The 26,104-nt window shown below is 38.8% G+C and carries 24 protein-coding genes; 11 read left to right on the top strand and 13 right to left on the bottom strand.

Going from position 1 to position 26,104, the window contains the following annotated elements; all coding sequences use genetic code 11:
* Positions 1-48: 48 nt before the first annotated feature.
* The 5 genes from MKX96_RS15975 to MKX96_RS15995 form a co-directional block, all read right to left on the bottom strand.
* Positions 49-819, bottom strand: coding sequence for a tyrosine-protein phosphatase (locus MKX96_RS15975; RefSeq protein WP_340885188.1), 771 nt, complete (start codon positions 817-819; stop codon positions 49-51).
* A 52-nt stretch (positions 820-871) separates the two neighbouring features.
* On the bottom strand, positions 872-1,582 hold the full coding sequence (locus MKX96_RS15980) for a CpsD/CapB family tyrosine-protein kinase (protein WP_340885190.1): 711 nt from the start codon (positions 1,580-1,582) through the stop codon (positions 872-874).
* A 1-nt stretch (position 1,583) separates the two neighbouring features.
* A complete protein-coding gene (locus MKX96_RS15985; RefSeq protein WP_340885193.1) occupies positions 1,584-2,312 on the bottom strand; it encodes a YveK family protein in 729 nt (242 codons plus the stop codon).
* Positions 2,313-2,458: 146 nt separating this feature from the next.
* Positions 2,459-3,181, bottom strand: coding sequence for a hypothetical protein (locus MKX96_RS15990; RefSeq protein ID WP_340885195.1), 723 nt, complete (start codon positions 3,179-3,181; stop codon positions 2,459-2,461).
* A 126-nt stretch (positions 3,182-3,307) separates the two neighbouring features.
* Positions 3,308-4,453, bottom strand: coding sequence for a hypothetical protein (locus MKX96_RS15995; protein ID WP_340885197.1), 1,146 nt, complete (start codon positions 4,451-4,453; stop codon positions 3,308-3,310).
* Between the two features lie 755 nt (positions 4,454-5,208).
* Between MKX96_RS15995 and MKX96_RS16000 the strand changes: the two genes are divergently transcribed.
* From MKX96_RS16000 to MKX96_RS16015, 4 genes are all read left to right on the top strand, one after another.
* Positions 5,209-6,783, top strand: coding sequence for an NlpC/P60 family protein (locus MKX96_RS16000; RefSeq protein ID WP_340885200.1), 1,575 nt, complete (start codon positions 5,209-5,211; stop codon positions 6,781-6,783).
* Between the two features lie 413 nt (positions 6,784-7,196).
* A complete protein-coding gene (locus tag MKX96_RS16005; RefSeq protein WP_340885202.1) occupies positions 7,197-8,063 on the top strand; it encodes a glycoside hydrolase family 16 protein in 867 nt (288 codons plus the stop codon).
* Between the two features lie 24 nt (positions 8,064-8,087).
* Positions 8,088-9,437 (top strand): glycosyltransferase, encoded by a 1,350-nt coding sequence (locus tag MKX96_RS16010; protein WP_340885204.1) that lies wholly within the window; start codon positions 8,088-8,090, stop codon positions 9,435-9,437.
* Positions 9,438-9,545: 108 nt separating this feature from the next.
* Entirely contained in the window at positions 9,546-9,917 is a 372-nt protein-coding gene (locus MKX96_RS16015; protein WP_340885207.1) for a hypothetical protein, read from the top strand.
* Between the two features lie 36 nt (positions 9,918-9,953).
* Here MKX96_RS16015 and MKX96_RS16020 read toward each other — a convergent pair whose 3' ends face one another.
* The 4 genes from MKX96_RS16020 to MKX96_RS16035 are packed head-to-tail and all read right to left on the bottom strand — an operon-like array spanning position 9,954 to position 13,552.
* Positions 9,954-11,204 carry an erythromycin esterase family protein gene (locus MKX96_RS16020; protein ID WP_340885210.1) on the bottom strand — a complete coding sequence of 417 codons (1,251 nt, stop codon included), beginning with the start codon at positions 11,202-11,204 and terminating at the stop codon, positions 9,954-9,956.
* Between the two features lie 3 nt (positions 11,205-11,207).
* On the bottom strand, positions 11,208-11,933 hold the full coding sequence (locus MKX96_RS16025) for an ABC transporter permease (RefSeq protein ID WP_340885213.1): 726 nt from the start codon (positions 11,931-11,933) through the stop codon (positions 11,208-11,210).
* On the bottom strand, positions 11,934-12,644 hold the full coding sequence (locus tag MKX96_RS16030; protein ID WP_340885216.1) for an ABC transporter permease: 711 nt from the start codon (positions 12,642-12,644) through the stop codon (positions 11,934-11,936).
* A complete protein-coding gene (locus tag MKX96_RS16035) occupies positions 12,641-13,552 on the bottom strand; it encodes an ABC transporter ATP-binding protein (protein WP_340885218.1) in 912 nt (303 codons plus the stop codon). The genes MKX96_RS16030 and MKX96_RS16035 overlap by 4 nt, the downstream gene beginning before the upstream one ends.
* Positions 13,553-13,744: 192 nt before the next feature.
* On the opposite strand from MKX96_RS16035, the gene MKX96_RS16040 reads away from it, so the two are divergent.
* Both MKX96_RS16040 and MKX96_RS16045 read left to right on the top strand, forming a co-directional pair.
* On the top strand, positions 13,745-14,107 hold the full coding sequence (locus MKX96_RS16040) for a DUF4181 domain-containing protein (protein WP_340885221.1): 363 nt from the start codon (positions 13,745-13,747) through the stop codon (positions 14,105-14,107).
* A gap of 375 nt (positions 14,108-14,482) precedes the next feature.
* Positions 14,483-14,644: a hypothetical protein gene (locus MKX96_RS16045; RefSeq protein ID WP_340726877.1), complete on the top strand. Its 162-nt coding sequence runs from the start codon at positions 14,483-14,485 to the stop codon at positions 14,642-14,644.
* 298 nt (positions 14,645-14,942) lie between these two features.
* On the opposite strand, the gene MKX96_RS16050 is transcribed toward MKX96_RS16045, so the two are convergent.
* The 4 genes from MKX96_RS16050 to MKX96_RS16065 form a co-directional block, all read right to left on the bottom strand.
* On the bottom strand, positions 14,943-16,307 hold the full coding sequence (locus MKX96_RS16050) for a sensor histidine kinase (RefSeq protein ID WP_340885224.1): 1,365 nt from the start codon (positions 16,305-16,307) through the stop codon (positions 14,943-14,945).
* The gene (locus tag MKX96_RS16055) at positions 16,304-16,972 is read right to left on the bottom strand and encodes a response regulator transcription factor (protein ID WP_340885227.1); all 669 of its coding nucleotides are present in this window, start codon (positions 16,970-16,972) and stop codon (positions 16,304-16,306) included. Before MKX96_RS16055 ends, MKX96_RS16050 begins: the two co-directional genes overlap by 4 nt.
* A gap of 648 nt (positions 16,973-17,620) precedes the next feature.
* Positions 17,621-18,454 carry an SLAP domain-containing protein gene (locus MKX96_RS16060; RefSeq protein WP_340885229.1) on the bottom strand — a complete coding sequence of 278 codons (834 nt, stop codon included), beginning with the start codon at positions 18,452-18,454 and terminating at the stop codon, positions 17,621-17,623.
* A gap of 240 nt (positions 18,455-18,694) precedes the next feature.
* On the bottom strand, positions 18,695-19,093 hold the full coding sequence (locus tag MKX96_RS16065; RefSeq protein WP_340885231.1) for an acyl-CoA thioesterase: 399 nt from the start codon (positions 19,091-19,093) through the stop codon (positions 18,695-18,697).
* Positions 19,094-19,193: 100 nt separating this feature from the next.
* On the opposite strand from MKX96_RS16065, the gene MKX96_RS16070 reads away from it, so the two are divergent.
* From MKX96_RS16070 to MKX96_RS16090, 5 genes are all read left to right on the top strand, one after another.
* Positions 19,194-20,195, top strand: a complete 1,002-nt coding sequence (locus tag MKX96_RS16070; RefSeq protein ID WP_340885233.1) for a LacI family DNA-binding transcriptional regulator — start codon at positions 19,194-19,196, stop codon at positions 20,193-20,195.
* Between the two features lie 132 nt (positions 20,196-20,327).
* The gene (locus tag MKX96_RS16075) at positions 20,328-21,701 is read left to right on the top strand and encodes a hypothetical protein (RefSeq protein WP_298472066.1); all 1,374 of its coding nucleotides are present in this window, start codon (positions 20,328-20,330) and stop codon (positions 21,699-21,701) included.
* 65 nt (positions 21,702-21,766) lie between these two features.
* A complete protein-coding gene (locus MKX96_RS16080) occupies positions 21,767-23,188 on the top strand; it encodes an aldehyde dehydrogenase family protein (RefSeq protein ID WP_340885236.1) in 1,422 nt (473 codons plus the stop codon).
* 12 nt (positions 23,189-23,200) lie between these two features.
* Positions 23,201-24,373, top strand: coding sequence for an iron-containing alcohol dehydrogenase (locus tag MKX96_RS16085; protein WP_340885240.1), 1,173 nt, complete (start codon positions 23,201-23,203; stop codon positions 24,371-24,373).
* A gap of 144 nt (positions 24,374-24,517) precedes the next feature.
* Positions 24,518-25,822, top strand: a complete 1,305-nt coding sequence (locus tag MKX96_RS16090) for a hypothetical protein (protein WP_340885241.1) — start codon at positions 24,518-24,520, stop codon at positions 25,820-25,822.
* Positions 25,823-26,104: the final 282 nt, after the last annotated feature.

Raw genomic sequence — 26,104 nt, forward strand, 5'->3', positions numbered from 1 at the left:
CTTTTTAAAAGGCCACATTATAAATGAATATACCTTCATACTTTTAAATTAGCCGATAAAACTCCACCATTTTTTAGAGCTTGGTGGCTCTATTGGTTCTAAAATAATGACTTCTTTATTTTCGATAATTCTAGCGTTATTTTCTAAAAAGATATCTACTGTATCCTGTTTTTTATGTTTCTCCAAATAACATAGACCCGCATCAAATAAAAAAGGCCTAGTTTTCCTACTATGTACATCAGAACCATACGTATGGATCAGATTACAATCTATTAGTTGCATGGAGGTTTTTTGAATACTTTTTCCAAAGTGTCCAGCTAAGCTGCCTGCGGTTATCTGAGAGATCGCTCCATGAGTTATAAGTTTTAGCAGTCTACTCGGTTTTTCTGCAATAGCCTTGTTTCTTTCCGGATGTGCAATAACCGGTACTTTCCCCAAACCTAGTAATTCTTGAATAATAGCTATAGTATAGTTAGGGACATTTGATGAAGGCAGCTCTAACAAAACATATTTCGAGTTGGCTAAGGTCAATGCCTTCCCCTCTTTTATTTGTTCTACAATTGAGTCTCCAATTCTTATCTCTTGTCCTAAATGTAAATTTATTTGCAAATCTAATTTTGCTAATTCCTCCTTAACATTATTGTATTTCTCTATCACTAGGTCTTTCCTTACGTTATATTGGGGGTGGTAAGCATGTGGTGTCACAACAATATCCGTAATTCCTTCTTTCTCTGCTTGATGTAAAAGACCAAGCGATTCCACCATAGACTCAGGACCGTCATCAACTCCCGGAAGTATATGTCCGTGGATATCTACCATAATCTAACCTCCATTTTTTAATAGAAAAATGAGTGATTAGGACAATTCCCAATCACTCTTCAACTCCATAATATTGATAGTAATAATGATCTTTTTGAAGTACATAATTATTTAATACTACTCCCAAAATATTAGCCTTTGAAGCAATCAATGCTTCCTTGGCTTTTAACAATGCATCCTTTTGTGTTTTCCCTGCACTTAATACAATAACTGTCCCATCGCATAAATTAGATAATATTTGTGCATCAGTAACCGACAATACCGGAGGAGCGTCGAAAATAATCATATCGTATTTTTCTTTCAAATCTCCAATTATCTTTTCCATCCTATTAGAACCTAGCAATTCTGCTGGATTCGGAGGTATTGGACCACAAGTTACAATATCTAGATTTTCTATTTCATGATGCTTAATCACTCCCTCTAGATGAGCTTGACCTGTAAGTAAATTGGAGAGACCTGAAGTATTAGTCAGATGAAAGGTATAATGGACTGTCGGCTTACGCATATCCCCATCAATTAAAAGCACTCGCTTTCCTTCCTGAGCAAAAACCACTGCACTATTTGCAGCCACTGTAGATTTCCCCTCACTAGGAGAGGCAGAAGTAAACAGCATAGTTTTCGTTTCCCTATCAGGCATAGAAAAATTGATATTTGTTCGAAGCGTTTTAAATTGTTCGGAAACGATTGCTTTCGAATTGGCTGTGGTAATTAGCTTTCTAGCAGCAGTCAATAAAGTTTTATTTTTCTTTTTATTATTGGACATTTCACAACCTCTTTCGTCTATCGATTACTTCTAGTTTGGTGCTTTGAAGATCTTTTTCGGAAATATTACTAATTAAACCTAAAACAGGTAATTGTAATAGTTCCTCTATATCTTCCTCTGTTTTGACAGTTGTATCTAGATACTCTAATAAAAATGCCAGTCCTACCCCTAGCATCATTCCAATTACCGCTGCTATGGCCATATTCAACATCGGATCAGGCTTAACTGGAGTAGGATTATCCCCAAGAACAGCAGGGGTTAATACACTAACATTGTTTACTTGCATGAGCGTTTTTATTTGTGCTTGGAAAACCTCTGCAGTTTTGTTTGCAATATCAACTGCTTTTTGAGGATCAGGATCCTGAACTGTAATATTAACTACTTGCGAATCCTCTGCATTGCTTACTGTAATCTTATTGGTTAAGGCTGCAGCAGTAGTATTTAATTCCAATTCATCAATCACTAGTGACAAGATTGCTGGACTTTTGATGATTACATTATATGTATTAATAAGTTGAAGATTCGTTTCAATATCTTGTGAGCTAAACGAATTCACTTCTGTTTTTTCTTGACTCACTAAAATCTGTGTTGATGATTGGTATATAGGGGTTAAAACAACATAGCTTACGATTGCACTAATAGCTAAGGCAATTATCGTCAATATAACAATTAATGATAATCGTTTCTTAATTGTTTTAAAAATATCTTGAATTGTTATTGTTTCTTTCATTCAAATTGATAACTCCTTCTATCTTTTTATTACTAATTTAGGTACTGCTAAAAAGTTTCTATTATTCTATCATATACAGACTTGAGATAACTACTAATATCATTTCCCCAAAATAATGGGATTTACCAAATTACTAATGGTCTCTTTTAACTTCCTACCACTCTTTTCATTATGCTATCTCGTCGTGCTTTCTTTTTCGCTTCATATTCTTCTTCCATAGCTTTAGCTTCAGCCTTGTCAAAGCCATTTGCTGCTAAATCCTTTTCTACCGCACCTAAAACTGCATCAAATACTTTGTCAGTATTACTTTCCAAATCCTTAGCAGCAGCCATATACTTGTTGTAAAAGTAACCAAGATCGATCTTTTCACCGTTAGCCTGCTTCTCTACGTATTCTTTTTTAGCTCTAACAATTAATGCGTTTACTTTAACATCCGCTTGTTCCTCTAATCCTTCTAGAGCTGGTCTATACTTTTCCTTTATTGTAGTTACCGTCATTTCATTGGAGGCAGTAGTGCTCCCAGTACTAGCATCTGTTTCAGAAGACTTATTAGTATCATTCTTTACATTATTAGAATTGGAGCTCTCACCATTGCCATTCTTAGTTTCACTGTTTCCATCAGCAACAGCTTCGCTACCACTCTCTCCATTTGTAGATATCCCCTCTTCTTCTACTACTTCACCGTTCTCATCCATAAAAATAGTACCACCGCCCGGTAAATCTACTTTATATGGTTCTTTTTCTACAATCTGTTTTACTTCCTCGTCTGCAACATCATATTCTTTAAATTTAAACATATACAGTAAGTAACTGCCGCCTGCAATAATTAGAACAAGGACAATAATAGCAAAAATTTTAAATTTCCTCATAATAAATCCCTCCCAAAAAGTAACCTTAGTTTAGCATGATAAATATTTTAATAGTACATAAAGTAGCAACATTATGTATAAAAACCCACCACTTTTTATACGTGGTGGGTCTAATAGATTAGCAACTTATTTAAAAGTAATGGTAAAATCCACATTCATCGGCACACCATTGTTTACTGTTAAAGGAAGTGAAACTGTCTTTCCTTTTACATCATCCAATGAATCTGCTCCGGGAACCTGTGCTTTAATGTAAGCTAGTCCCTCTGGTGAAAGAGGAGTGAAACCATTAACATGAGTTACACCTAATTGACTAACCACATTATTAAATAGATCTACCCCTAAATAATTCGCTATATCCTCTGGTTTTGCATCTGCTTTCACTGCAACAGATATAGCATTGAGTCCAGTTGATTCAATTGTAGCAATATTACTTTGAGCAGCATTTAGAGTAGTCACTAAGTTAGCAATTTTAGAGTTAAGTATCTCTTGCTGAATAGGGTTAGCTGTATTATCAATTGCATTTTTGACTTTAGCAACCTCCTCTAACAAAGCCGCTATAAACGGATTACTCGTTGCAGATGGCAGGCTACTTAATAGAGCATTAATTTCATTGTACGAAGCTTGAGCCTCTTCAAGTTTACCTGCATTTAAAAAATCCTTGATTTTGACAATTTCCATATAAATCGTCACAGGGATCATTAGCTCTGCTCTTTTAGCATCAGCTGGCTTTTTATATTGCTCTAATAATAAATCGCGAGCCGCTTTACCGGAAAATCTATATAAAATAGCTGTTCTACCTTTTAATTGGTAGGATAATTTATGATATTCTTTTTCAACTGCGGCAAAATCATTCCTAGATTGAGCACTAGTAATATTATTCATAATCGGATCGAGATATTTTGTCGCATAATTATAAGCATCAATATATGGAACTAATCCTTTTGAAACTTTTTCATTGTAGAGCGCATCTAAGTCTCTTAGATAACTTTGCTTTTGAGAAGAAGAATAAGTAGATGAATTTATCAGATTCCTAGTTTGCTGATAATTCTTCTTTGCACTATTTAGCGACGAGTATAACGCTTGACTTGTTACTAATTTGTTTTCTAAAGCTGGATAGACATAATGTGTAGTGCTGCGATTCAATTCAGCTTTTGTTGCCTCAAAGGATCGATTCACCTTCGATGTATCCCCATAAGCAATGGATGAAAATGATAGAACTGAAGATGTTAACAATACTGCTGCTGCTGTTTGTTTCCAAAATCTCCTTGTCATATTACTCCTCCTCTTAACTAATAGTAAAATTTCGTTGAGAATTACCAATATATTTCAACAACTTCATCCTACTATCCGTTTCGACAAAATTCAAACAAAAACTCCATAATTTCACAATTTTAATACCATTTATATGTACAATTAATTATTTTTTAGTCCTTTTATCCTTATTTTAAAATTCATTTATAGGGTTAATTTTACTTCTATATGATTAGGATATATAAATTTAATTTTAGTAATTAGTAGGATATGTAATTTTAAAAGCCATGTTAAAGGGTAGGGTTGATTTATAATGCAAAGAAAACTTTAAATCAGAGAGTAGAATTGATTTCCGCACCAGCCGGACGCTTTTTCGCGGGGTGAGCGATAAGCCATCACCCATCGCTATCGCGCGTGGTTGTGATGGCTTATCTGTCTCACTCATCCCGCTGGAGTCGGCGTTTGGTGCTCCAATTCAATACATGGAAAGAGCTAGAGCATCGATAAAGGACTAATAAATTTACTCGCATAAACAAAGATAATAACTGTCAGAAACCTCAATATCATGATCTTTTTATGTTTTAATAGCCATTTGAAAGTTCCTTTTTTAATGTTTACAGTCAATATAAAAAAGAATTATTAGTCAAAATCCACCAATAACTTTAACAAGCTTTTTAAAATTATTTCACTTTAACTTTTAGGGATAAAAAACATTCCTTTTTACCAATTTAAACCATATAATTGAAGAGGTTGTAAAACTGAAGAGGAGCAATATTTTGAAAAAACTCACCATGATTGTCACCTTGTTTATTTTACTGTTGTCTACCTTCACTACCGCCTCTGCCGCTGCATTGTTCAAGGATGTGGATGACTCCCATCCAGACAAAGTCGCCTACGATTTTCTAGCTACAAAGGGTCTTATTATCACTAACGCCACTAGTAATTTTGGAGTCACCAAGGAAATAACTCGATTAGAGGCTGCCGAGCTACTTGTCGAAGCATTAGATATAGATACAGCAAAGCAATTTGATGTACTCATATCAGATTTTGATCGAGACCATCCTAGTTATCCGATTGTAGCTGCTGTAGTTGAAAAGGGAATGATGAGTCTCGATGGAGATAGCGCCTTTAATAGAGATCAGCCATTTACTCGTGGAGAGGCTGCCGTCTTTCTTGTTCAAGGCTTTGGTTTGACTGGAACGGTTTCGAAAACTTTTCAAGATGTATTACCGGAGTATTGGGTATCGGATGCCATTAAAACTCTTCAATCCCAAAACATTATAAGCTCGACTACCAACAATACATTTCGACCACTCGAAAACGTGACAAAAGGAGATTTCGTCGTTTGGTTAGCTCGCAGTATGGAGCCAAACTTACGTAAGGTCACTGCTCCACCAGCCCAACCCGTCCCTCCTGCAAAATCTTGCGAGAAGCCAAGTAATAAGAAAATAGTGAAGGTAAATGTGCAGGTAACCTCCCTTTGGAAGACGCCAAACGCATATCGTGCAGTAGATAAGCCGTCTATTTCTGCTCCAGTGGATATCCATAAATGGACAAAAAATATGAGCATCAAGGAAAAATGGTGGCTAGTAAATAAAGTTGATACCCAAGCATTGTTTGGTGATGAGGTAACGATTTTAAAGAAGAGTGGCAACTGGGTCAAAATCGCCATCAAGGATCAATATGTCCCTCACCAAAAGGAAGGCTATCCAGGATGGGTTCCAAAATCACATATTTATGAAACTACAAAGGGTTATTCCGATTGTGCCATTGCCGTTGTAAATGCAAAAAGCACAACACTCTATAGCGACACAGCTAAAAAGAATAAATACATCAGCATTAGCTACTCTACTATCCTTCCAGTAGTAAAAGAGGAAGGCGATTGGCTACATGTACAGACTCCTCAAAATGGTGTGAAGTATATGCATAAGAAAGATGCAAAGGTTTTCAAAAACTACAAATCTATCCCGAAGCCGACTCAAAAGGATATCGTCAACAGCGCTAAAATGTTTCTAAACCTCCCATACTTATGGGCTGGTACTTCTTCTTACGGCTATGATTGCTCAGGTATCATCTACTCTGTTTACAAAAACCACGGAATCATCATTCCAAGGGATTCCTTTGTTCAAGCAACAAAAGGAAAAGCGGTAAAAAAAGCTAACCTGCAGCCGGGAGATCTAGTATTCTTTGCTGGTAACCGTGGCAAAGGAAAGGTATATCATGTAGGGCTATATGTGGGCGACGGTAAAATGCTTCACGCCCCTAGCTCATCCTCCAAAGTAAGAATTGAGTCGATGAATAATGGGACTTTTAAAACAAATTATGCAGGTGCACAGAGATATTTGGATTAATAATTAACACTTTTAGACCCTTCACTTTTGTGGAGGGTTTTTTATGTTTTTCAATCTTTCGCTATTTAATTACCTTCCCCTCTAGTGACAGGCTGTTTTTCAGCAAAATACGCATATCTCGCTAAAAAGAGTAGTCAAAAATCTACAAAATATACTATATTCCGATTATATATCCCATTAAATTTATTATTTTAAAATACTAAAAAGAGCACTCCGATTGGAGTGCTCTTTTTATCCGATTATGGCTTGTACCTTAACATTACTCAATATATTAATTGAAAAACTCTTAACAAAACTCAGTTTTAGTAAATTAAAAACTATTTTAATATTAGTAAGTACTTAAGAAATAGCAATATTTTATTTAGTATTCATTTGCCATTTTGTACTCTTAGAAATCCTTAAAAACCATTTTTATGAATTCACTTCTCATTGAGGAGGGGCAACTAATCAGGGCATTTTTTATTGTTTTCATAATTTTATTATGCAGTTGTAATAGTGACCCGGTCAGCAATAATCAAATAACTAAGGAAGAGGTAAAAGAAGTATATGAAAAGGAAGAAGAGATGAGAATTATAAAACATCCAACAGAACCAACAATCGTAGAAATTCCCCATGAAGATCATCACACAGTAAATGGTTGGGAAGTTACCTTTCGTGATGAATTTGATCAGGATCACGTCTCTGCTTCTAAATGGAATCTCTTAAATACTGGCTACAAAGCACATGGTAGATTACATCACTACTTACCAGAACAGGTAACCTCCGATTCTGGTGTTCTAAAGCTAGAGGTTAGCGATTCCCCCTATCAAAGTTATCCTTATCGCTCCGGAGCTGTGACGACACAAGGCTTACACGAGCAAATGTATGGAAAGTTTGAAATAAGGGCTAAATTTCCAAAAGGTCAAGGGCTATTCCCTGCAATCTGGCTGCTCCCCACTGACCATTCTTCTTATCCAGAAATTGACATAGTGGAAATGCTAGGCCAATTGCCAAATGAACTGTGGCATGTCGCTCACCAGGAGGAAGGTAATCGAGCATTTCATCTGAACGAACAAATAGATGGGTCTGAGTGGCATACCTATACGCTCGATTGGTCACCGGATGAGTTGATTTTTTATATTGACGGTGAAATAACCTTTCGAACAAGCAATATCTCTCATACAAGCATGTATCTACTAATGAACGTGACAGTGGGTGGTACTTGGGTTGGTGACCCGAACGCAACAACGCAATTTCCAGCCTATATGGAAGTGGATTACGTAAGAATTTATCAAAAATAATAAAATAGAGAAAGAAGGATTTATTTGGATTTACTATCTATTGGCTTAATCATAATTTTTATACTTTATTTGCTCCTACAATTAAAGTATATATACAGCTCTCTGAACACAACTAAAACGAAGCTTCTTATTTTGCCAGAGAAAAAGATTTCTGTGTTAATACCTGCCTACAATGAGGAACTCGTTTTAAAACAATGCTTAGATAGCTGGTTTAGGTTGGATTATACGAATAAAGAGGCCATATTTATAAATGACGGGTCGACGGATGCCACCTTACACGTATTACAGGAAATGCTCGATTTAGAAGTGACGCCTAGAGACTCTACTGTCCCCTTAAACCCTAGGGGAATTAAAAATGTTTACCTAAGTAAAAAATATCCTGATATTCTAGTTGTGGATCAGTATAACGGCGGGAAATCAGCAGCCTTAAACACAGGAATATCTATAGCGACGGGTGAAATTGTCATCACCTTGGATGCTGACTCTATACTAGAAAAGAATAGCTTAAACAAGATCAATGAAGCATTTGTTGATTCAAAGGTGATAGCCGGTGGCGGGATGGTCCACGTCGGACAGCAAATAAATAAACAAGGCCTTATTCATTACACTAAAAATTGGATTATAAAGTATCAGGTTTCAGGTTATCTTTCATCCTTTTACGTAAGGAAGGTCACACAAGCGAAACTAAATGTGTTAAATGTAGTGTCTGGGGCCTTCGGGGCATTTAGAAGAGATGTTCTTCAACAAATTGGTGGTTATCGGGATACGCTTGGTGAGGATATGGAGATCACCTTCCGACTTCAAAAATATATGCACAATAGAAATTTGGGAGAAAAAATGATTTTTATACCGGAGGCTGTCTGTTACACAGAGGTTCCAGAAAATTTTGCATCCCTCATGCATCAGCGTATTCGCTGGCAAAAAGGATTCATCGATTGCATTAATCTATATAAGAAAGACTTTTTCATTAACTTGGGTAAGAAGTTTTCTAGTTTTCTCTTATTTGAATCCATCACGCTTAGTATAGTGGGGACAGTAGCACTGGTCATATTCCCAATCTCCATCATACTCGGAAACGTATCCGGCATTACATTTTTGTTAATGGCTATCGCTTGGTTTAGTGAATTTATACTCCGTTTAGTGGCAGTTCAACGGGCAGGATATTACGGCTATAAATTTTCTATTTTACACTGGCTTCGTATCATCCTATTCACGATGTGGGAATCTATCACCTATCGCTTTTTGGATACATTTTTCTTTACTTACGGCACTATTTTATACTTTTTCGGAAGCAGAACCAACTGGAATAAATTAACTAGAAGCGGTGCAGTACATTTTGAAGACATCGAGCCTGCAAAGGTTATTGCCCAATAAACTAATGTGATAGATAAATAAACTTAGACTGTAGATAATGAGGCGATTGCAATTAGAGAGATATTCACTGTAATTAGTATGATTGGATTAATTATCATGGGGTTGCTCGTGTTCGAGCCTTTTCGTACCGAGCCTCCCTTACCTGCTGTAATGGTAAACAACACAAAAGTATCTACTACCCAAGGTTCCTATTGTTGGAGTGGAATCTTGTCTACTAAATGTGTAGAACAAATTTTGCCCAAAAAGCATGCACCCACGCCTGTTTCACCAGGTGAAGAGGTTACCATCGATTTTAGAACAAGTCCTATTGCTCAATCATTGAAGGTCGAGCAATGGATTGATGAGGATCATGTCCATCCTATAAAAATGAAAGACAATGCACTCGTTGCACCAACGGAAAAAGGGGTCTACGTCTATTATGTGACAGCTAACTGGAACAAAGGAGACGGTCATTATGCTTTTTCCATCGTCGTTCAATAGAAAGAAAGAATCCATTCTAATGGATTCTTGCTGTTTCTATTCATTTACACTTGTCGGTGTTGCTTCCTTTACGATAATGACACCGTCATATGCTTCATTTGGCACCATTTCGATTGTGTAAAACATCTTCAAAAACTTGTACCAGTAACGGAAGTCATCCCCGATATTAGCCATCTTTTGCTCCTTCGAGATTATATCCTTTAATACATCCGACTCTCCTGCTTTTTCAAAATCCACATAGAAAATGTTGGACTCTACCTTGCTAAAGGCATCGGTCAAGTCATTGTTATTTTTTACTTTATAGTTTTTACGCTCTCCACTGCCATTCTTGGACTGAAACTTGCTCTCGGTGAAGTCCGTACCAATTGCAAAGTAAGCTTCCCCATATTGCTCGTCTAAATAATGCCCCATCGATTTGTAGCCGGCTAACGATGCAGACGTTTTTTCCACGTGTCCGTTATGACCGTTAAAGAATACCTTCTCATTGCCTCTTCCTGCCTCGAACTCCATGATCCATTGCAGATTTTGAGCCAGGTATTCATCTCGCAGCTGCATATAATCCTTTTCATTTAAGAATAGCTGGGTTCGCTGCTTCATGATTTGAGCGTATTGTAGCGCAAGAGTATGAGCTTCTTTATTAGATTTTTCTATATAAGCTGCTTCATTAGTTTGTAAATCTTGAATAATCTCTTCTATTGTTTGATTGATATCATTTAATTGTTCAGTTGTTAGCTCACGCATGCTTTCATTAGAAACGCGCTCCAGCTTTGATTCATAGTCAGTGAACGCATTTTCGTTAACCGTTTGGTAATAGTCCAGCACACCTTTTTTGCTATAGTCATAGCGCTGCATATCGTTTCCGTAAAAGTAAATCTTCTCTTCCTCGCTTGCGGTTACGTTATAATCATGCATCCATTGTACGAGATTGACCATTTGCTCTGTTTTATAAATGGCGTAGTCCAGCGTGTTTACTGCTTCTTCAGCTGTGCCCGTTCCATTTAAGATGAAATCGTTTATTTGCTGGCCGCCACCAAAGTCACCCTCGATGACGAATACTCGAACGTTTTCATTTTTGATTAGCGATTCAAATACATCTTTTTTCAGCTCTTGAAACTCCACATTCCCATGTGTCGCCTCCCCTAAGCCGATGACCTTCACACCGTCTGGAATATTCATCGCTTCCACGGTTGAAATAAATGATTCCGCGTTATCAGCTGCTTTACTGCTGCACCCTACCAATAAAACCGAGAGCAAAATCGCAATCACTACTATAAAATTTCGTTCCATTTTTTAAACCGCCTTCCTTTGAAAATATATATATCCTGAGATAAAAAATAACAAAAAGCTTCCGCCTACGACCGTCAATAATTGATCCCATGGAACAAAAAAGATGTCCTCGGCATCTCCACCAATATACATCATCAAAAATGGCTGTGCCCACGGATAGAAGGAGCCAAGGCGCTCGGAATTTACAACTAGTATCGTAGGCAATGTTAAGATCACATTAACGGCAAAGGGTGCTGCAAAGCTTTTGAACATAATGGCCATCCATAGCTGTAATGCGACTAGCGGCAATGTTGCCACCCATCCCCCCACTAAGCTTTTCCATACAATTTGCATGGGGAATGGATCGGTGAACCCTTGCATGATACCTACTACGTAAAGGGAAGCAAAAAATAATAATTGAATGACCAGCACTAGCAATATTAACAATATATACTTCGCCGCAAATACTTTACCTCTTGTCACTGGCAATGCCAGCAGCTGCTTCCAGCCCCCTGCCTGGTGCTCGTATCTACAAATCACACTTGCTAAAACTCCAGTTAACAAAGGTAAAAATAGTAGGCCATACGTAAAATTCATCGTTAGCAAGGACAGATACCATTCATTCATACGGTCATCTGAAAATCCGTTAGTCAATCCAAGAAAAATACCTACAAGCGGTACGGTCAAGATCATGAACAAAATTTTGGAATGTCTAAACTTAAACCATTCTGATTGTAAAATCGACAGCATTTATTTCACGTCCCTTCTCATAAAGTCGAGCATTCCTGCGATATACAGTACAAGCCCTACCCCAACCCCAAGCAGGACATTGATGATTGGCTCATCCCACTCATTCATCAAAGAAGGCCATTTCCATATCATCCAGTCCGGCAATACATAGGCAGAATAGGCAAAAATGACACCTAACACTCCTGTCGTAATGGGAATGCCTTGGTTTTGGCTGACGGACGCAATCCATAGCTGTAACGCTAGTACTGGTAGAGCTGCCAAATAAGGATAAAAGCTATATTTCAAAACCTCCAAGTAAGGAATGTCATCTCCCAAGCTCAGAAAAATGCCATATACTAAAGAAAATATTCCTACAAGCAAGGAGGATACAAATAGCAGGCTTGCGAGAACCGTGAACTTCGATAAATACACACCCATTTTGGAGACCGGCAATGAAATCAGCTGCTTCCAAGCATTCGTCTCATTTTCTATACTTGCTATAAATGAAGTCAAAATGGCGATTCCTAACACAAGTGCTAACGGGGTAAACGAGTGTACGTTAGCTAAATAATATCCCCAATCATCGTCACTCTGCTTTAGTAAATAATCTTTTCGAACTCCATAGTTGACCATTTGCAGTGCAATCACTCCGAACGGACCTAAAAATGCTAGAAACCATAACCCTTTTCGTTTTATTTTCAAAAAGTCTGCCTTTATCAGTTTGCCAATCATACGACCTTCTCCTCTGCGGTCATTTGAAGGAACGTATCTTCTAACGATCTTTTTTCCTCTTCCACTCGGTAAATGGAGTAGCCTCCGAGCACGAGGGTATGGATTGCCTTCGCTACTTTTCCATCGGAATGCTCAGACAGTAGAATGATGCCGTCCTGCCACTCTGCTTTTATGCCGTTCCCTAATAGCGAACGCCATGCCTGTTCACTATTGCTCACCTTCAGTAAAATCTTTTGCTTGGCATGCATGCGAAGAGCCTCGATGGAATCCTGGTAAATCATTTTTCCTTTTGTCACGATTCCAACGGTCGTCGCCATTTGGTCGATCTCGGACAATAAATGACTGGAGATTAAGATGGTCATCCCAGTTTCAGCGGGTAGTTGTTTGATCAGATTGCGAATCTCGATAATGCCGGATGGGTCCAATCCGTTAGTCGGCTCATCTAATATTAATAGCTCCGGACTGTTTAAAAGGGAAGCAGCTATTCCTAAGCGTTGCTTCATTCCTAGTGAGAATCCTTTAACCTTTTTATTGGCCACCTCAGATAATCGGACAATCTCTAAAACCTCGTGGATTCTTGTTTTCGGTACCCCTAGAATCTTTCGTAATGCCTCTAAATTTTCATACGCCGTTAAATGAGGATAGTACGACGGGTTCTCTACTAGGGAGCCCACTCTTTTTAAAATGTCTATCCTGTCTTTATGTAAATCCTTTTCAAAGATTTGAATTGTGCCGGAAGACGCCTTCATCAGCCCTAACAGCATTCGGATGGTCGTCGTCTTCCCCGCTCCGTTAGGTCCTAAAAATCCGTAAATCTCTCCCTTACGTATTTTCATATTCAGCCCCTCTACGGCGACTTCCTTTCCAAAACGTTTTGATAAATTGTTTGTCTGTACTACATATTCCATTTCCCTCACCTCTTTATCTATGTTAAAGATGAAAGGTTAAAAGAACGTAAGAGGAAAGGTTAAATTTTGTTTAAAAAATGGCGGTGGAAATGGGGTGCTGTACAATGATGTTGGAAGTATTTGAATATTACAATATTTATTGTGTTAAAATATTATATAGAAATGAACGGTACAGGTAGAAAGGGGTGTTGAATGATGACTGTCGATATGTATATTGCTTTAATCTTTTTATTACTGGTTATCTATATTGTGCTGCGGTACTCCATAAGACAGAAATATAACATTTCTACTCATCAAAGGTTATTTGTGAATACTACACAAAAATGGATAGAAATAATCTTAATTGTTTTAGGCAGTGTTCTCTTTGTTCTTTTTTTGATTATGGAGGATTGGGTATTTGTCTATTTACTAATGGCTGTTCTCGTTGTTTTATTGTGTCACCGGGCTTTTGTATCATATAAATACGAACGAGAAGAAAGACAATATATGATCACCCTTGTCGATCTTGGAACCTTTTGCATACTCTTTAGTATAGTAATAGTTGGCTATATCTGAACAAAGGTCACGAATAAAACGCATAGACGTAATGATAACGGGTTCGGTTTTCGAGGACAAAATAATAATTAGAACACATTTTAGAGACACGATTCTTATGTGAATTGGTGTCTCTCTTTTTATTGTCAAATCAATATTTTATTGATATTAACATAATAATTAGCAATTGTTTTAGCAGGTTAATTAGTAGCACAACATAAATTTATGCCGTATGGTTAATATTAGTGCTAAAACTGGTGGTAATTGTATATAAGGTTAGTCTGTTAATTACCAGGTTGAAGGTATATGGAAATTTTTGTGTTAAAATAAATAAAGAGATTTTGAAATGGCGTTCTTTAACTAACGGGGTAGTAGTTGGATAGGGGAGGTAATTATATGGGTAGAATTATAATTGCAATTATATTAACGATTTTGGGTGGAATTTTCGGAAGTTTTTTAGAAAGCTTTTTAGAACCACCAATCTTTGCAAACAGTATTCCTCTTGCAATTATGGGGGGATTTATTTTAGCAGAGATTCAACGTAAAAATGATAAATAGAAAAAAATTCTTATTTAGTTAACAGGCGCTTTAGTTTAAGAAAATGTCATTACAATTCATAGAAAAGGGAGCTTGGTTATCCAAGCTCCTTATTGTGTTATTTTCCTTGTTAATTACCTTACAAATTACAATGTCAAATCTAAACCAATAAGGGTCCTTTTTTAACATTTTTTTATGTTTTGTACTCCTAAACCGAACCCATTAACGTAATCATCTATGCGTTTTTATTTGCTTTTTTCAGTTGAATTTATTCGTTTTCTTCCCATCAACCTAATCGGTTAATCGTAAAATATATCCATTACTTATACTTCTTAATTTTTATCGTCGTTCCATTTTCACTAGACTCCATATCCCAGTCCAGCTTCATGCCCTTCACCATCATATCCACGATGGACAAGCCGATTCCTGCTCCAGCTTCATCGGATTCATTTTTCATTCCATTTCCTCTGTCGGAAATAACGATAGCATCGTATTGGTCGGTAGATTCTGTTTTGACGCAAACGTAAACCCCATTCTTTGCATGGCGAAGCACGTTTTGCAATAAATTATCTAGTATGCTCCCTAACCAAATCGGGTCGATCCTCCAGTTATTTTGTTCAAAAGGGACCAAGTGGACGTCCACTTCAAACCCTTCCTTTTCGAATACGGGATACCATAAAGCTAGACATTCCTTTACATAGCGGACAACATCCATATCCTTCGATTCAAATTTATATTTACTCGCCATGAGTAGCGTGTAAGACATAAGATTTTCAATGAGCCTGTCCACATTCACAACCGATGACTCGAGCGATTGGATTGCTTTCTTTCCTTCGTCTGATAAATCCTCTTTTGCGATCGAGTAGGCTTGTGCTCTTATTTTCGTTAACGGAGTTCGCAAATCATGAGACAGATTGGCGATCAGCTCTCGACGTAGCTGCTCCTCCTTCTGTTCGCGTTGCTTGCTCTCCCTCAGCTCGCCTACCATTTGATTGAATGTCTTTTCAAGCTGTCCAATTTCGTCCTTCTTTTTCACCGGAATCCCAATTGGCAGCCCGTCTACATCACGTATTTCCATTGCCTCCTGTAAATGCAATAACCGCTTTCGAATGCTTCTAAAGAATAGAAAGGACATGAACAGGAACAGGAAAATGATAACCATAACACCTGTTATGAAAATGAGTCCATATCTGTCATACATATTGGCAAGTGGCGGATCAAACTCGGACCTTGGCAGCTCGAGTACAACGAAGCCGTTCGTCTCATCTTGTCCAACAAACGCAATAACTGTAAAAGGGTTCCCTCCATAACGCTGTTTGATAAACTTTGCAGTATAGGCGGGCGACCACTCAGTAGGGAGCTGCTCCTGTACGTCCTTTTGGCTCGCAAGTTTCCCTTGTCCATCCACCCAAAACATGGTTGCTCGTGGATACTGCTCCTTCCAACGTTCAAAAACCTGTTGAACGGATTCGGACGTGGCGTTTTGCATTGCGTTTGCTTCCTGATGCCATTTGTCCTCTACTGCACTTTCCTCAACCGCACCTTTATTTTGTGTTTCCCCAGAATTATAGGAAACCCCAAACACAAACAAGGCAATAATCAAGTATGCAGCCTGAACGATAAACATCGCTAACAAAATCAGTAGCATATACTTCGCTAATAAGGATTGAAATAATCTCTTCATAGCTTTACCCTGTACCCAATTCCACGGATCGTTTCAATGATGGTCGGCTTCGCCGGGTTCCGCTCAATTCTTTCCCGCAAGTAACGAATATGAACCATCAGCGTCTTATCTCCCTCGATATATCGTTCTCCCCAGACCCCTTCATACAGCTGCTCCTTCGTTAGGATTTGATTGAGATGCCGAATAAAAAATTGTAGCAGATGATACTGCTTGCCAGTTAACTGGATTTCTTCATTCGTCTCATTGTCCACGATGCGCATATCCTTAGTATGTATGGTCAGATGCTGAAGCTTCAATACATCGTCATTCTTTTGGTATCTCCGTAAAAGGACCTCGACACGAGCAGCCAGCTCATCCGGATGAAACGGCTTCGTCAAATAATCATCCGCAAAATGAAGCCCCTCTATCTTATCCTCCACCGCCGTCCGCGCCGAAAGCATTAAAATAGGCAGGTCCCCCTTCTCCTTCTTCATCCGCCTTCCAATCGAAAAGCCATCGAGCCCTGGAATCATCACATCCAAAATAGCAAGATCCACCTGCGAAACATACTTTTCCGCATCCTCCCCAGACTTCAGCCACGTCACCTCATATCCTCTTTCTGTTAAATCCTTCGTCACCCAGGTACCTATATCTATTTCGTCTTCTATGTATAAAATGTGTGTCATGGTCGTCCTCCTCATTGGGGTTGTCTCTTGAAGAGCATCACTTTTAGTAGTAGCACTTAGTTGAAGAGCTTCTTTTCGTGTTTGCTCGTGATTGTAGTAAAGTAATGCTGGATTGTAGTAAAGTAGCTCTCGATTGTAGTAATCCAGCTAGCTGCCTATTGTCGTAAATTTTGCCTTGATTGGCGTAAATCGGGCTCGACTTGGAGAGCTGGGACTTGATTGTAATAAAATAACGCTTGATTGTTGTAATCTAAGTGACCATTGGCGTAAATTTTGCCTTGATTGGCGTAAATCGGGCTCGACTTGGAGAGCTGGGACTTGATTGTAATAAAATAACGCTTGATTGTTGTAATCTAAGTGACCATTGGCGTAAATTTTGCCTTGATTGTCGTAAATCGGGCTCCACTTGGAGAGCTGGGACTTGATTGTTGTAAAATATCGCTTGATTGTTGTAATCTAAGTGGCCATTGTCGTAAATTTTGCCTTGATTATCGTAAATCGGGCTCGACTTGGCGAATTCGACTGGATTGCGATTGTCCTCAATAAAGAAATTATATCATGAAAATTTCCCATGTAATATTTTCAAGTTAAGGAGTTTTCTTGTAGCAAAAAAAACTCCCCACCATCGATTGGTGAGGAGTTCTTGAATTAGTTTTGTGGTATTAGCTGAACGTTCCAGCTACTGAAATCTGGTGATTCTTTTTGGAATACGTTTTTCGGGAAGTGAAGACTTACTGGTCTAGCCTGATGAGATCCTACAGCAAATTGTTCTAATGGGAAGCCTAGTTTTGCAACTACATCGCCTGCCGCGTCTAATAGTTGAACTGGAAGGTTGCTGATTGTGATTTCTTCTTTGTATCCGTTGCGTAGTACTACGTATACATGAACGCCGTCTTCAACTTCTGCAAAGTGAAAGGCATTAACTGATAAGGAGTTTTCTTCAACTGCCTCCATGGCAGTTAAAGAAGCCTCTAGCGAAGCAATCTGCTCTGCCGATAGTCCATTGGACCAGTTTTCATCTAATTGTAATGTAAAGTCAGATACAACCGGCTGCTGGTATTCAAACAGTACTTCAAATTCCATTTTGTCTTTGATTTCTTCCTCTGGCACTAGCAAGGAATTCTTGTCGAATTCAAAAATCCAAGGACGTGCTCTTAAAGAGTTTAATAGACCGAATACCTCCATATTGAACTCCTTACGGGCTATATCTTTGCCATCCTCATCTCTAACTACTAATCTAATGACTTCCATATTCAATGTTTTTTGTAGGGAGTGACGAATGATTGCAGTCATAATAAACCCGTTATCATTTTTATGCAATGCCACACCATGGATGTTAATTTGGTTCGGGTCTAATCCCTTTAGCTTATTGTGATAGTATTGGAAAACATAGCGCTCCTGTTGATCTAATTCCCATAGGTCACTGAACTCTAGTATTGTTTTTAATCTATTGGATGTCTTTGGTTGGTTTGGTTTAAACATGAAAACATTCCCTTCAAAATTCGAACTATATAGACATTATATCACAAAGACTACTCTGATAATACTAGGTCATTCCTATGTATCTATTAAGTAGTATTGCAGGGATATTTATGTAATACATTATATGGATTCGAAATGGAGTGCCCCATATATAGATTAAGAAACAAGATTGAAATGCCATTCGAGTTTGCTCGAATGCACCAATTAGATTTTAAAGAGTTTGATGCTGATCAATTTTCTTTAATCTTTCACATACATATGCTTCTCTAGCTCTCTTCGAATATCGTCTGGGATTGCCTCGCTTTTATTCTCTTGTACATTGTAATTTACGTAAATGGTGGTGGCTTGGACAGTTAGCTTTCCTTCCTGCCAGATTTCCTCGTATAGCTCGAGGCTGGAGTTACCGATTCGTTTGATCCAGCATTTGATTTCTACTTGTTTTCCGTAATAGATTTGCGCTTTATATTCTACGGTTGTTTTTAGGATAATCATTTTCCAATTTTGAAAGCTTAAATCCGGGTTGAAGAGGGTAAATAATTGGTTTCTGCCACCCTCTAGCCATATAGGAATGGTGGTGTTGTTGATATGCCCTACTCCATCGGTTTCTGAGACTCTTGGTTCTATTATAGTTTGGAACATTTCTTCCTCTCCCCTCCTTCCTTTATTTCCACAAGCGTATTTATAATCCTTCTTTTTCTGGGAGAAACGATATAGAATAGACCTAAAAGGAGGTTTTGTCTTGGTATCATCAAAAGACGTTGCAAAGCATGCGGGTGTTTCCCAAACGACAGTATCTCGTGTTTTAAATACACCGGAGTTAGTTAAGAAACCCACTCTTGAAAAAGTAATGAAGGCGATTGATGAGTTAAACTATATGCCGAATCTTCATGCGCGCTCTTTAGTTCAAAATAAGACAGGGTCGATTGCCCTTCTATCTGGACCGCTACATAATCCATTTTTTGTGGACAGTACTACTGCTATCGTCAATTATGCCAATGAAATGGGATATCGTGTAAGCGTACAGTTTGTAAACGATGAAAAGCTTAGTGAAGCATATGCGACTGCATTTGAGCATAAAATTGACGGCATTATTTTATCTTGTATTTTATTGGATGACCCTATTTTTGATAAGCTCAAGCGGATGAACATTCCTTTTATCACCTATAACCGCAAGCATAAAAACAATGAGTATTTTGTGGAAATCGATAATTTTCAAGCTGGTTATTTAGCAGTCAAACATATGGTGGAGCTGGGTCATACAAGGATTGCGTGGGTTGGTGGTCCATTGTCTGTTAGTACCTTCCGTAATCGTTATCTTGGTTACAAGAAGGCTATGGAGGATTATGAGCTACATGTATCTGAGAGGTATATTTTTAATACGGATACTTCCAAACAGGATATTGCCTTGGCTTTTGAAAAGCTGAAGAATTTAGAGGATCGTCCTACTGCGATTTGCGGGGGCTCGGATTCGCTCGCGTTGTTTTTAATGGACGAAGCTTTTCAGCACGGGCTATCAATCCCAAATGACTTGAGTATTATAGGAATTGATAACGTGGATATGAGTATGCACGGGTCGATTCAGCTTACAACAGTGGGTAGCATCTCTGAAGAGAATCTAGGATTTTTAGCTATTCAGGAATTAATAGAAATGATTGAAAATAAAAAAAATAGTTGCACACAAATTACGGAGTCTGTTAAAGTATTTAAAAGAAGCACGACGAGAGCACTTAAAACAAACTAATGAAGCCAGGTTTGTTTTATTTTTTCTCTAACAATGAATACGTAACCATTTTACTTTCCAATAAAATGGTTACGTATTCAAAAGGGGTTTTATGTAAGGGGTTACATTAAAAATTGGGAGGAGATTTAGTTTATGTTATGGAAAAACCGAAAGTATGGAGAGGAATCCCCGTACATACCAGCGGGCCCTTTTAAGATCCGCTTACCTTTTATTCACTACCGTTTTGAATGGCCAGATTATGTGCAAGGCTTGCTCATGTGTGCAGTCGATTTGTCTGCTATTCCACTTTTAATCGAGTTGCTGGGAATGCCATTTGAGGTTGCTATGGCAATCGTATTATTAAACGGAATCTTTTATTTGTTACATCATTTACTTGGTGACCCAGCAGTTCCGGGATGGATTACTCCAGCTATACCGCTGATTATGCTGTATTGCCAGCAGTTCCCTGAAGGTGCCGAACGGGTTCATGCCTTGATTGCCTTCCAGATGACGCTAGGGATTCTTTCCTTGCTGCTCGGTTCAACCGGTCTCGCATCTAAGGTTGTTAAGCTAATCCCACCTGCCATTAAATCAGGGGTTATCCTTGGGGCAGGTTTTGCAGCTGTTATCTCTGTTTTCCAAATCGGAGGAAGATTTGAGTCCTTCCCATGGACCATTACAATTGCAATTGGAATAGCTTTCTATCTATTATTCTCTAACCATTTTGCTACTTTCCAAAATAGAAATCCATTTTGGGGAACGATAGCTAAGCTCGGGATATTCCCTGTAATTATTTTGGCGGTCGTGATTGCTCCGATTTTTGGAGAAGCACCATGGCCAACACTTCAATGGGGCTTTTCAACTCCTGATTTTGTCACACTGTGGAACGAATATACAATATTTGGTTTAGGGTTCCCACCACTGATGATGTTCCTTACTGGTTTACCTACCGTTCTAGCAGCGTATATCGTGTTGTTCGGAGATGTGCTACAAACGAAAGCATTAGTTGAAGAAGGGGCTGCGGCACGTCCTGATGAAAAAGTAGAATACAATCCTAGTCGTGCTCACTTAATCTTCGGAATTCGTAATAGCGCGATGAGTATATTAGGTCCAGACGTAACGATGTGTGGTCCATTATGGTCAGCTATGCAGGTCGTGATGATCGAACGTTTTAAAAAAGGACGAAAAGCAATGGATTCGATCTTTGGCGGAGTTGGCTCATTCCGTTGGGGTACTAATACTGGTTTACTATTACTTCCAATTGTTAGTTTAGTAGAACCAATTTTAGGGGTAGCTTTGGCTTTAACTTTACTCATTCAAGGGTATGTTAGTGTTAAGGTCGGTATTTTAGAATCACGCAGTCAACGTGACCTAGGTATCGCTGGTATTATTGGTGCCGTACTTTGCATAAAGGGTGCTGCTTGGGCGTTTGCTGTAGGAATCATTCTTTGTTTATTAATCTACGGTAAGCATTTCTTTAGAGGTGAGGTCGACAACACCTTCATGAAGGATCAGAAGGCGGACTAAACATATATGGCATCCTCGCATGGTAAAATATTGTTACAACTGTAACGAATGAAAGGATGATCGACATGGAAAAAAACTATTATGTAAACGGTGAATGGAAATCTTCTGAAAGATATGCGGAGCTTTTCTCCCCACATACAAAAGAGCTGATTGCGAAAATTCCACAGGCAACTCGTGAGGAAGTGGATGAAGCAATTGAAGTGGCACATGGTGCACGAGAAAAAATTGCGGCTTTAACAGCATTCGAGCGCTCTGCTATTTTGGAGCAAATTGCTCAGCTGTTCGCCGTTCATCGTGAAGAGGCTGCAAAAATTATTTCGTTAGAGGCTTCGAAGCCACTGAAATATGCGTATGGAGAAATTGACCGTACGATTGAAACGTATAAGTTTGCTGCCGAGGAAGCGAAGCGTTTAACCGGCGAGATGATTCCAATGGACGCTGCAAAAAACGGGGCTGATCGATTTGGCTATACGATTGAGGAGCCTATTGGTGTCATCGGTGCCATTACTCCGTTCAACTTCCCACAAAATTTAGTAGCTCATAAAGTGGGACCTGCGATCGCGGCCGGGAATACGATTGTATTGAAGCCTGCGTCACAGACTCCGCTGTCTGCTCTGTTTTTAGCTGAATTGATTGAACAAACTGCTCTACCAAAAGGTGCTTTTAATGTGGTGACTGGTAGCGGTCGCGAGGTTGGCGATGCTTTAGTAGAAAGTGACAAAGTGAAGATGATTACGTTCACTGGTAGTCCCGCTGTAGGTAAGGGAATCCGTAACAAGGCTGGCTTGAAGAAGGTAGCACTGGAGCTTGGCTCAAATGCAGGCTTGATCATCGATAAAAATGTGGACCTTGCTAATGTCGTGCAAAAATGTGTGATGGGTGCCTTTTCCAATCAAGGCCAAGTATGTATTTCCTTACAGCGTACGTATGTGATGGATGAAATCTTCGATGAGTTTATTGAACAATTTAGTGAGATGACGAAAAAGCTTGTCGTTGGAAGCCCCTTCGATCCAGCTACAGATATATCCGCAATGATCGCTACTTCTGAATCGGAACGTGCTTTGGAATGGGTCGAGGAGGCAGTCGGTCATGGTGCGGAGATTATCACTGGTGGGAAGATTGAAAATGATGTGTTCCAGCCTACGATTTTGAAAAATGTGAATGCAATTTCGAAGGTTTCTTGCCAGGAGGTATTTGCTCCGATTGTTGGCGTGAGTCGCATTTCTTCTATTGAAGAAGGAATTGAAGCAATCAATGATTCAAGCTTCGGTCTTCAGGCAGGTATTTTCACAAACGATATTAAGACAGCCTTTAAGGCAGCTAAGCTTCTAGAGGTTGGCGGTGTCATGATCAATGACATTCCTACGTATCGTGTGGACCAAATGCCATACGGTGGTGTGAAGGATAGCGGTACCGGTAAGGAAGGTATCAAATACGCAATCCACGAAATGACGGAAACGAAGCTTGTTGTTTGGAATAACCAATAAGGAGTGAGCAGTATGTCAGAAAAAATTACGTTCACACCAATCAGCTATACAGGATGGGATGCACTATCCCATCTCCTAGCTGAAGTGGAGCGCTTTAAAGTAAAGAAAATACTGATTGTCACCGATCCATTTTTAAAGGATATCGGCTTGACGAATCAAGTCTCAGAGCCGCTAGAGTCAGCCGGCTACACGGTTGATATTTATACAGATGTTGTGCCTGAGCCCCCTTTAGCAATCGGCGAAAAGCTAGTTTCCTATACTCGTGAGCATGCCTTTGACATGGTCATCGGTGTAGGTGGCGGCAGTGCGCTCGATTTATCGAAGCTTGCAGGAGTAATTGCCTCTCATGAAGGCAATGTGGCGGATTATTTAAACTTAACTGGCTCTAAGCAAATTACTCATAAAGGATTACCGACCATTTTAATCCCTACTACTTCTGGGACAGGATCTGAGGTTACTAATATATCGGTGCTATCTTTAGAGACTACTAAGGACGTTGTGACGCATGATTATTTATTGGCAGACGTAGCAATTGTCGATCCAGCATTGACTGTTTCATTGCCTTCAAAGGTTACTGCTGCTACTGGCGTTGATGCACTAACTCATGCAGTTGAGGCGTATATCTCGAAAAATGCTAGTCCTGTATCAGACGCGTTGGCATTGCAAGCCATTCGTTTAATCAGCAATTCCATTCGTACCGCTGTATCGAACGGTGAAGACAAACAAGCTCGTACTGATATGAGCTACGGCAGCTATTTAGCAGGACTTGCTTTCTTCAACGCAGGAGTTGCTGGTGTTCATGCACTCGCCTATCCGCTTGGCGGTCAGTTCCATATCGCCCACGGAGATTCCAACGCCGTCCTACTCCCTTATGTTATGGGATACATACGCAAAAGCTGCGAGAAACGTATGAAAGATATTTACGAAGCAATGGGCTTCAGCTCTAGTAATCTGTCTCAGGAAGAAGCATCCTATAAATGCGTGGCTGAGCTAAAGAGATTAGTAGAAGACGTAGGAATCCCTTCTACCCTTCAAGGCTTCGAGATTCCAGAAAGTGCCCTAGAAAGCTTGACGGAAGACGCAACAAAACAGAAGCGCATTTTGGCTCGCAGTCCGCTGGAGCTAGGTGAAAAAGAGATTGCTGCGATTTATCGAGCAGCTTTTGATGGAGAGATTGTAGAGTAGATTTGTTTTTGGTTAGTCCCTGTGCCAGTTGGTGGCATGGGGATTTTTATTATTTGGTTTTATTTTTCACCTAATAAAAAAACCATCTACCCTGTTTTACCATTCCTGATATAATTGGGATAAAACATTAAAAGGAAGATTTTTGTGATAAAACTACAGCTTCGACATATTTATATCTTCTTTCTTCTTATATCTATTGTATGTGTGTACAGTGCCATTCGCATTTCTAAAATGAAGGATACGGCTGACTTCGTGGATTTCTCTATAACATTAATTTCTATTGTCGTATCTATTCTTGCTTTCCATTTTGCACTTAAAACCTATGTATCTATTGATAGCGTTAACGCCATTAATAAAATGCAAGGCAATGTTCTTGAAAATCCGGATTATGTTACCTCTATTCCTTCTTTAATGAAAAAATATTCACAATCCAATGCTACTGACGTATCCAAAGCAATATATGGAGATTTAACCGTTCTATATAAGAAGCAATCCAAATCTGCGATTGAGTTTGCTAATAACCTACAATATTTTATTGATCTAATTATGTTCTTTCCTTCCTTGTTTACTGATTCCAATGCAAATCATAAAGAAAATGCGAAGAAAATGGATGAGATTTTGAAATTAATCGATAAACGTTTAAAGTCTTTAATGACAATAAGCACAGGAAATCTTTTATTGGTTGAAGAAACTATACAGCTTTTAAAATATGTAATGAAATATCAAAAGCTAGTGAATACCGAAAACAATAATATCCCTGCTTCTATATTAGAGATAAGAGGAAGTTTATTAAAAAATCCTGTGTCTAAAACTATTTACAATAATTACCTAGGGCTGTACTATCGCCAAAAGGCAATGGATATCATTTCGAAAGAGTTAAACCTTTCTACAAAGGATTTATTAGAAATAACAAGTTTAGAGGAAATTCGAGGAAATATAAGTGGAATCAATTCTGAATCCAAGCAGATAGCTATTATGTACCTGGAGGAAGCCCAGCAAGCCTTTGACCAGGCTTTGGAAAGTTCAGCGACAGATATTATGTGGATAGGGTTTGTTTCTTTTAACCGTGCAAGAGCAGATTTTTTCTTAGAACTTTTAACCGAAACATATTCTAATCAATGGGCTACCAGTATGAACAAGGCTATAGTGGCTCGAGAGAAATTAAATATTATACTGGATGACTTATTTGGGGCTAATGACTCCACCTTTTTACGAAAGTCATTCTATTTTGAAGAGCATTTCGCAAAGATCGTATATGTGAATTTTTGTGTGGCTAGTAAAATCGATATAACAAGTACTCTTAAGCAGCCCGGATACAAATATCCAAACTACGACAACCTACTAAATGACACATATCTTATGAATCCAATAGCTAGCACTTCCAACCGAATTCATAAATATCAGCAACAGCTACAACAATATATGGGTAATGACGTTACGACCTTGTAGATAGCCTTTGGAGGGATTTAATTCGTTCTGGATTTATCGATGGAGTAGATTTATTTAGGTTAGCCCCTATGCCGGTTGTTGGCATGGGGGCTTTTTGTGTGTTAGGGGTTCGTTCCTTTGTGCAAGGTTCTATTCTGTTTGTGCAAGGTTCCCCTTCGTTTCTGCAAGGTTCTACCCCGTCTCTGCAAGGTTCCCCTTCGTTTCTGCAAGGTTCTCTCTCGTCTCCGCAAGGTTCTCCCCCGTCCCATCTTAAAAACACTCATCCGGGATTCCCGAATGAGT

This window comes from Psychrobacillus sp. FSL W7-1493 (assembly GCF_038004905.1).
GTDB lineage: Bacteria > Bacillota > Bacilli > Bacillales_A > Planococcaceae > Psychrobacillus.

Excerpts from the sequence above, each read along its gene's own strand:
- MKX96_RS16020 (WP_340885210.1), bottom strand. The coding sequence starts at position 11,204 with ATGGAACGAAATTTTATAGTAGTGATTGCGATTTTGCTCTCGGTTTTA.
- MKX96_RS16085 (WP_340885240.1), top strand. The coding sequence starts at position 23,201 with ATGTCAGAAAAAATTACGTTCACACCAATCAGCTATACAGGATGGGAT.
- MKX96_RS16025 (WP_340885213.1), bottom strand. The coding sequence starts at position 11,933 with ATGCTGTCGATTTTACAATCAGAATGGTTTAAGTTTAGACATTCCAAA.
- MKX96_RS16080 (WP_340885236.1), top strand. The coding sequence starts at position 21,767 with ATGGAAAAAAACTATTATGTAAACGGTGAATGGAAATCTTCTGAAAGA.
- MKX96_RS16060 (WP_340885229.1), bottom strand. The coding sequence starts at position 18,454 with ATGTTTAAACCAAACCAACCAAAGACATCCAATAGATTAAAAACAATA.
- MKX96_RS16065 (WP_340885231.1), bottom strand. The coding sequence starts at position 19,093 with ATGTTCCAAACTATAATAGAACCAAGAGTCTCAGAAACCGATGGAGTA.
- MKX96_RS15975 (WP_340885188.1), bottom strand. The coding sequence starts at position 819 with ATGGTAGATATCCACGGACATATACTTCCGGGAGTTGATGACGGTCCT.
- MKX96_RS16050 (WP_340885224.1), bottom strand. The coding sequence starts at position 16,307 with ATGAAGAGATTATTTCAATCCTTATTAGCGAAGTATATGCTACTGATT.
- MKX96_RS16055 (WP_340885227.1), bottom strand. The coding sequence starts at position 16,972 with ATGACACACATTTTATACATAGAAGACGAAATAGATATAGGTACCTGG.
- MKX96_RS15985 (WP_340885193.1), bottom strand. The coding sequence starts at position 2,312 with ATGAAAGAAACAATAACAATTCAAGATATTTTTAAAACAATTAAGAAA.
- MKX96_RS16030 (WP_340885216.1), bottom strand. The coding sequence starts at position 12,644 with ATGATTGGCAAACTGATAAAGGCAGACTTTTTGAAAATAAAACGAAAA.
- MKX96_RS16040 (WP_340885221.1), top strand. The coding sequence starts at position 13,745 with ATGATGACTGTCGATATGTATATTGCTTTAATCTTTTTATTACTGGTT.
- MKX96_RS16035 (WP_340885218.1), bottom strand. The coding sequence starts at position 13,552 with ATGGAATATGTAGTACAGACAAACAATTTATCAAAACGTTTTGGAAAG.
- MKX96_RS15980 (WP_340885190.1), bottom strand. The coding sequence starts at position 1,582 with ATGTCCAATAATAAAAAGAAAAATAAAACTTTATTGACTGCTGCTAGA.
- MKX96_RS16045 (WP_340726877.1), top strand. The coding sequence starts at position 14,483 with ATGGGTAGAATTATAATTGCAATTATATTAACGATTTTGGGTGGAATT.
- MKX96_RS15990 (WP_340885195.1), bottom strand. The coding sequence starts at position 3,181 with ATGAGGAAATTTAAAATTTTTGCTATTATTGTCCTTGTTCTAATTATT.
- MKX96_RS15995 (WP_340885197.1), bottom strand. The coding sequence starts at position 4,453 with ATGACAAGGAGATTTTGGAAACAAACAGCAGCAGCAGTATTGTTAACA.
- MKX96_RS16005 (WP_340885202.1), top strand. The coding sequence starts at position 7,197 with ATGAATTCACTTCTCATTGAGGAGGGGCAACTAATCAGGGCATTTTTT.
- MKX96_RS16075 (WP_298472066.1), top strand. The coding sequence starts at position 20,328 with ATGTTATGGAAAAACCGAAAGTATGGAGAGGAATCCCCGTACATACCA.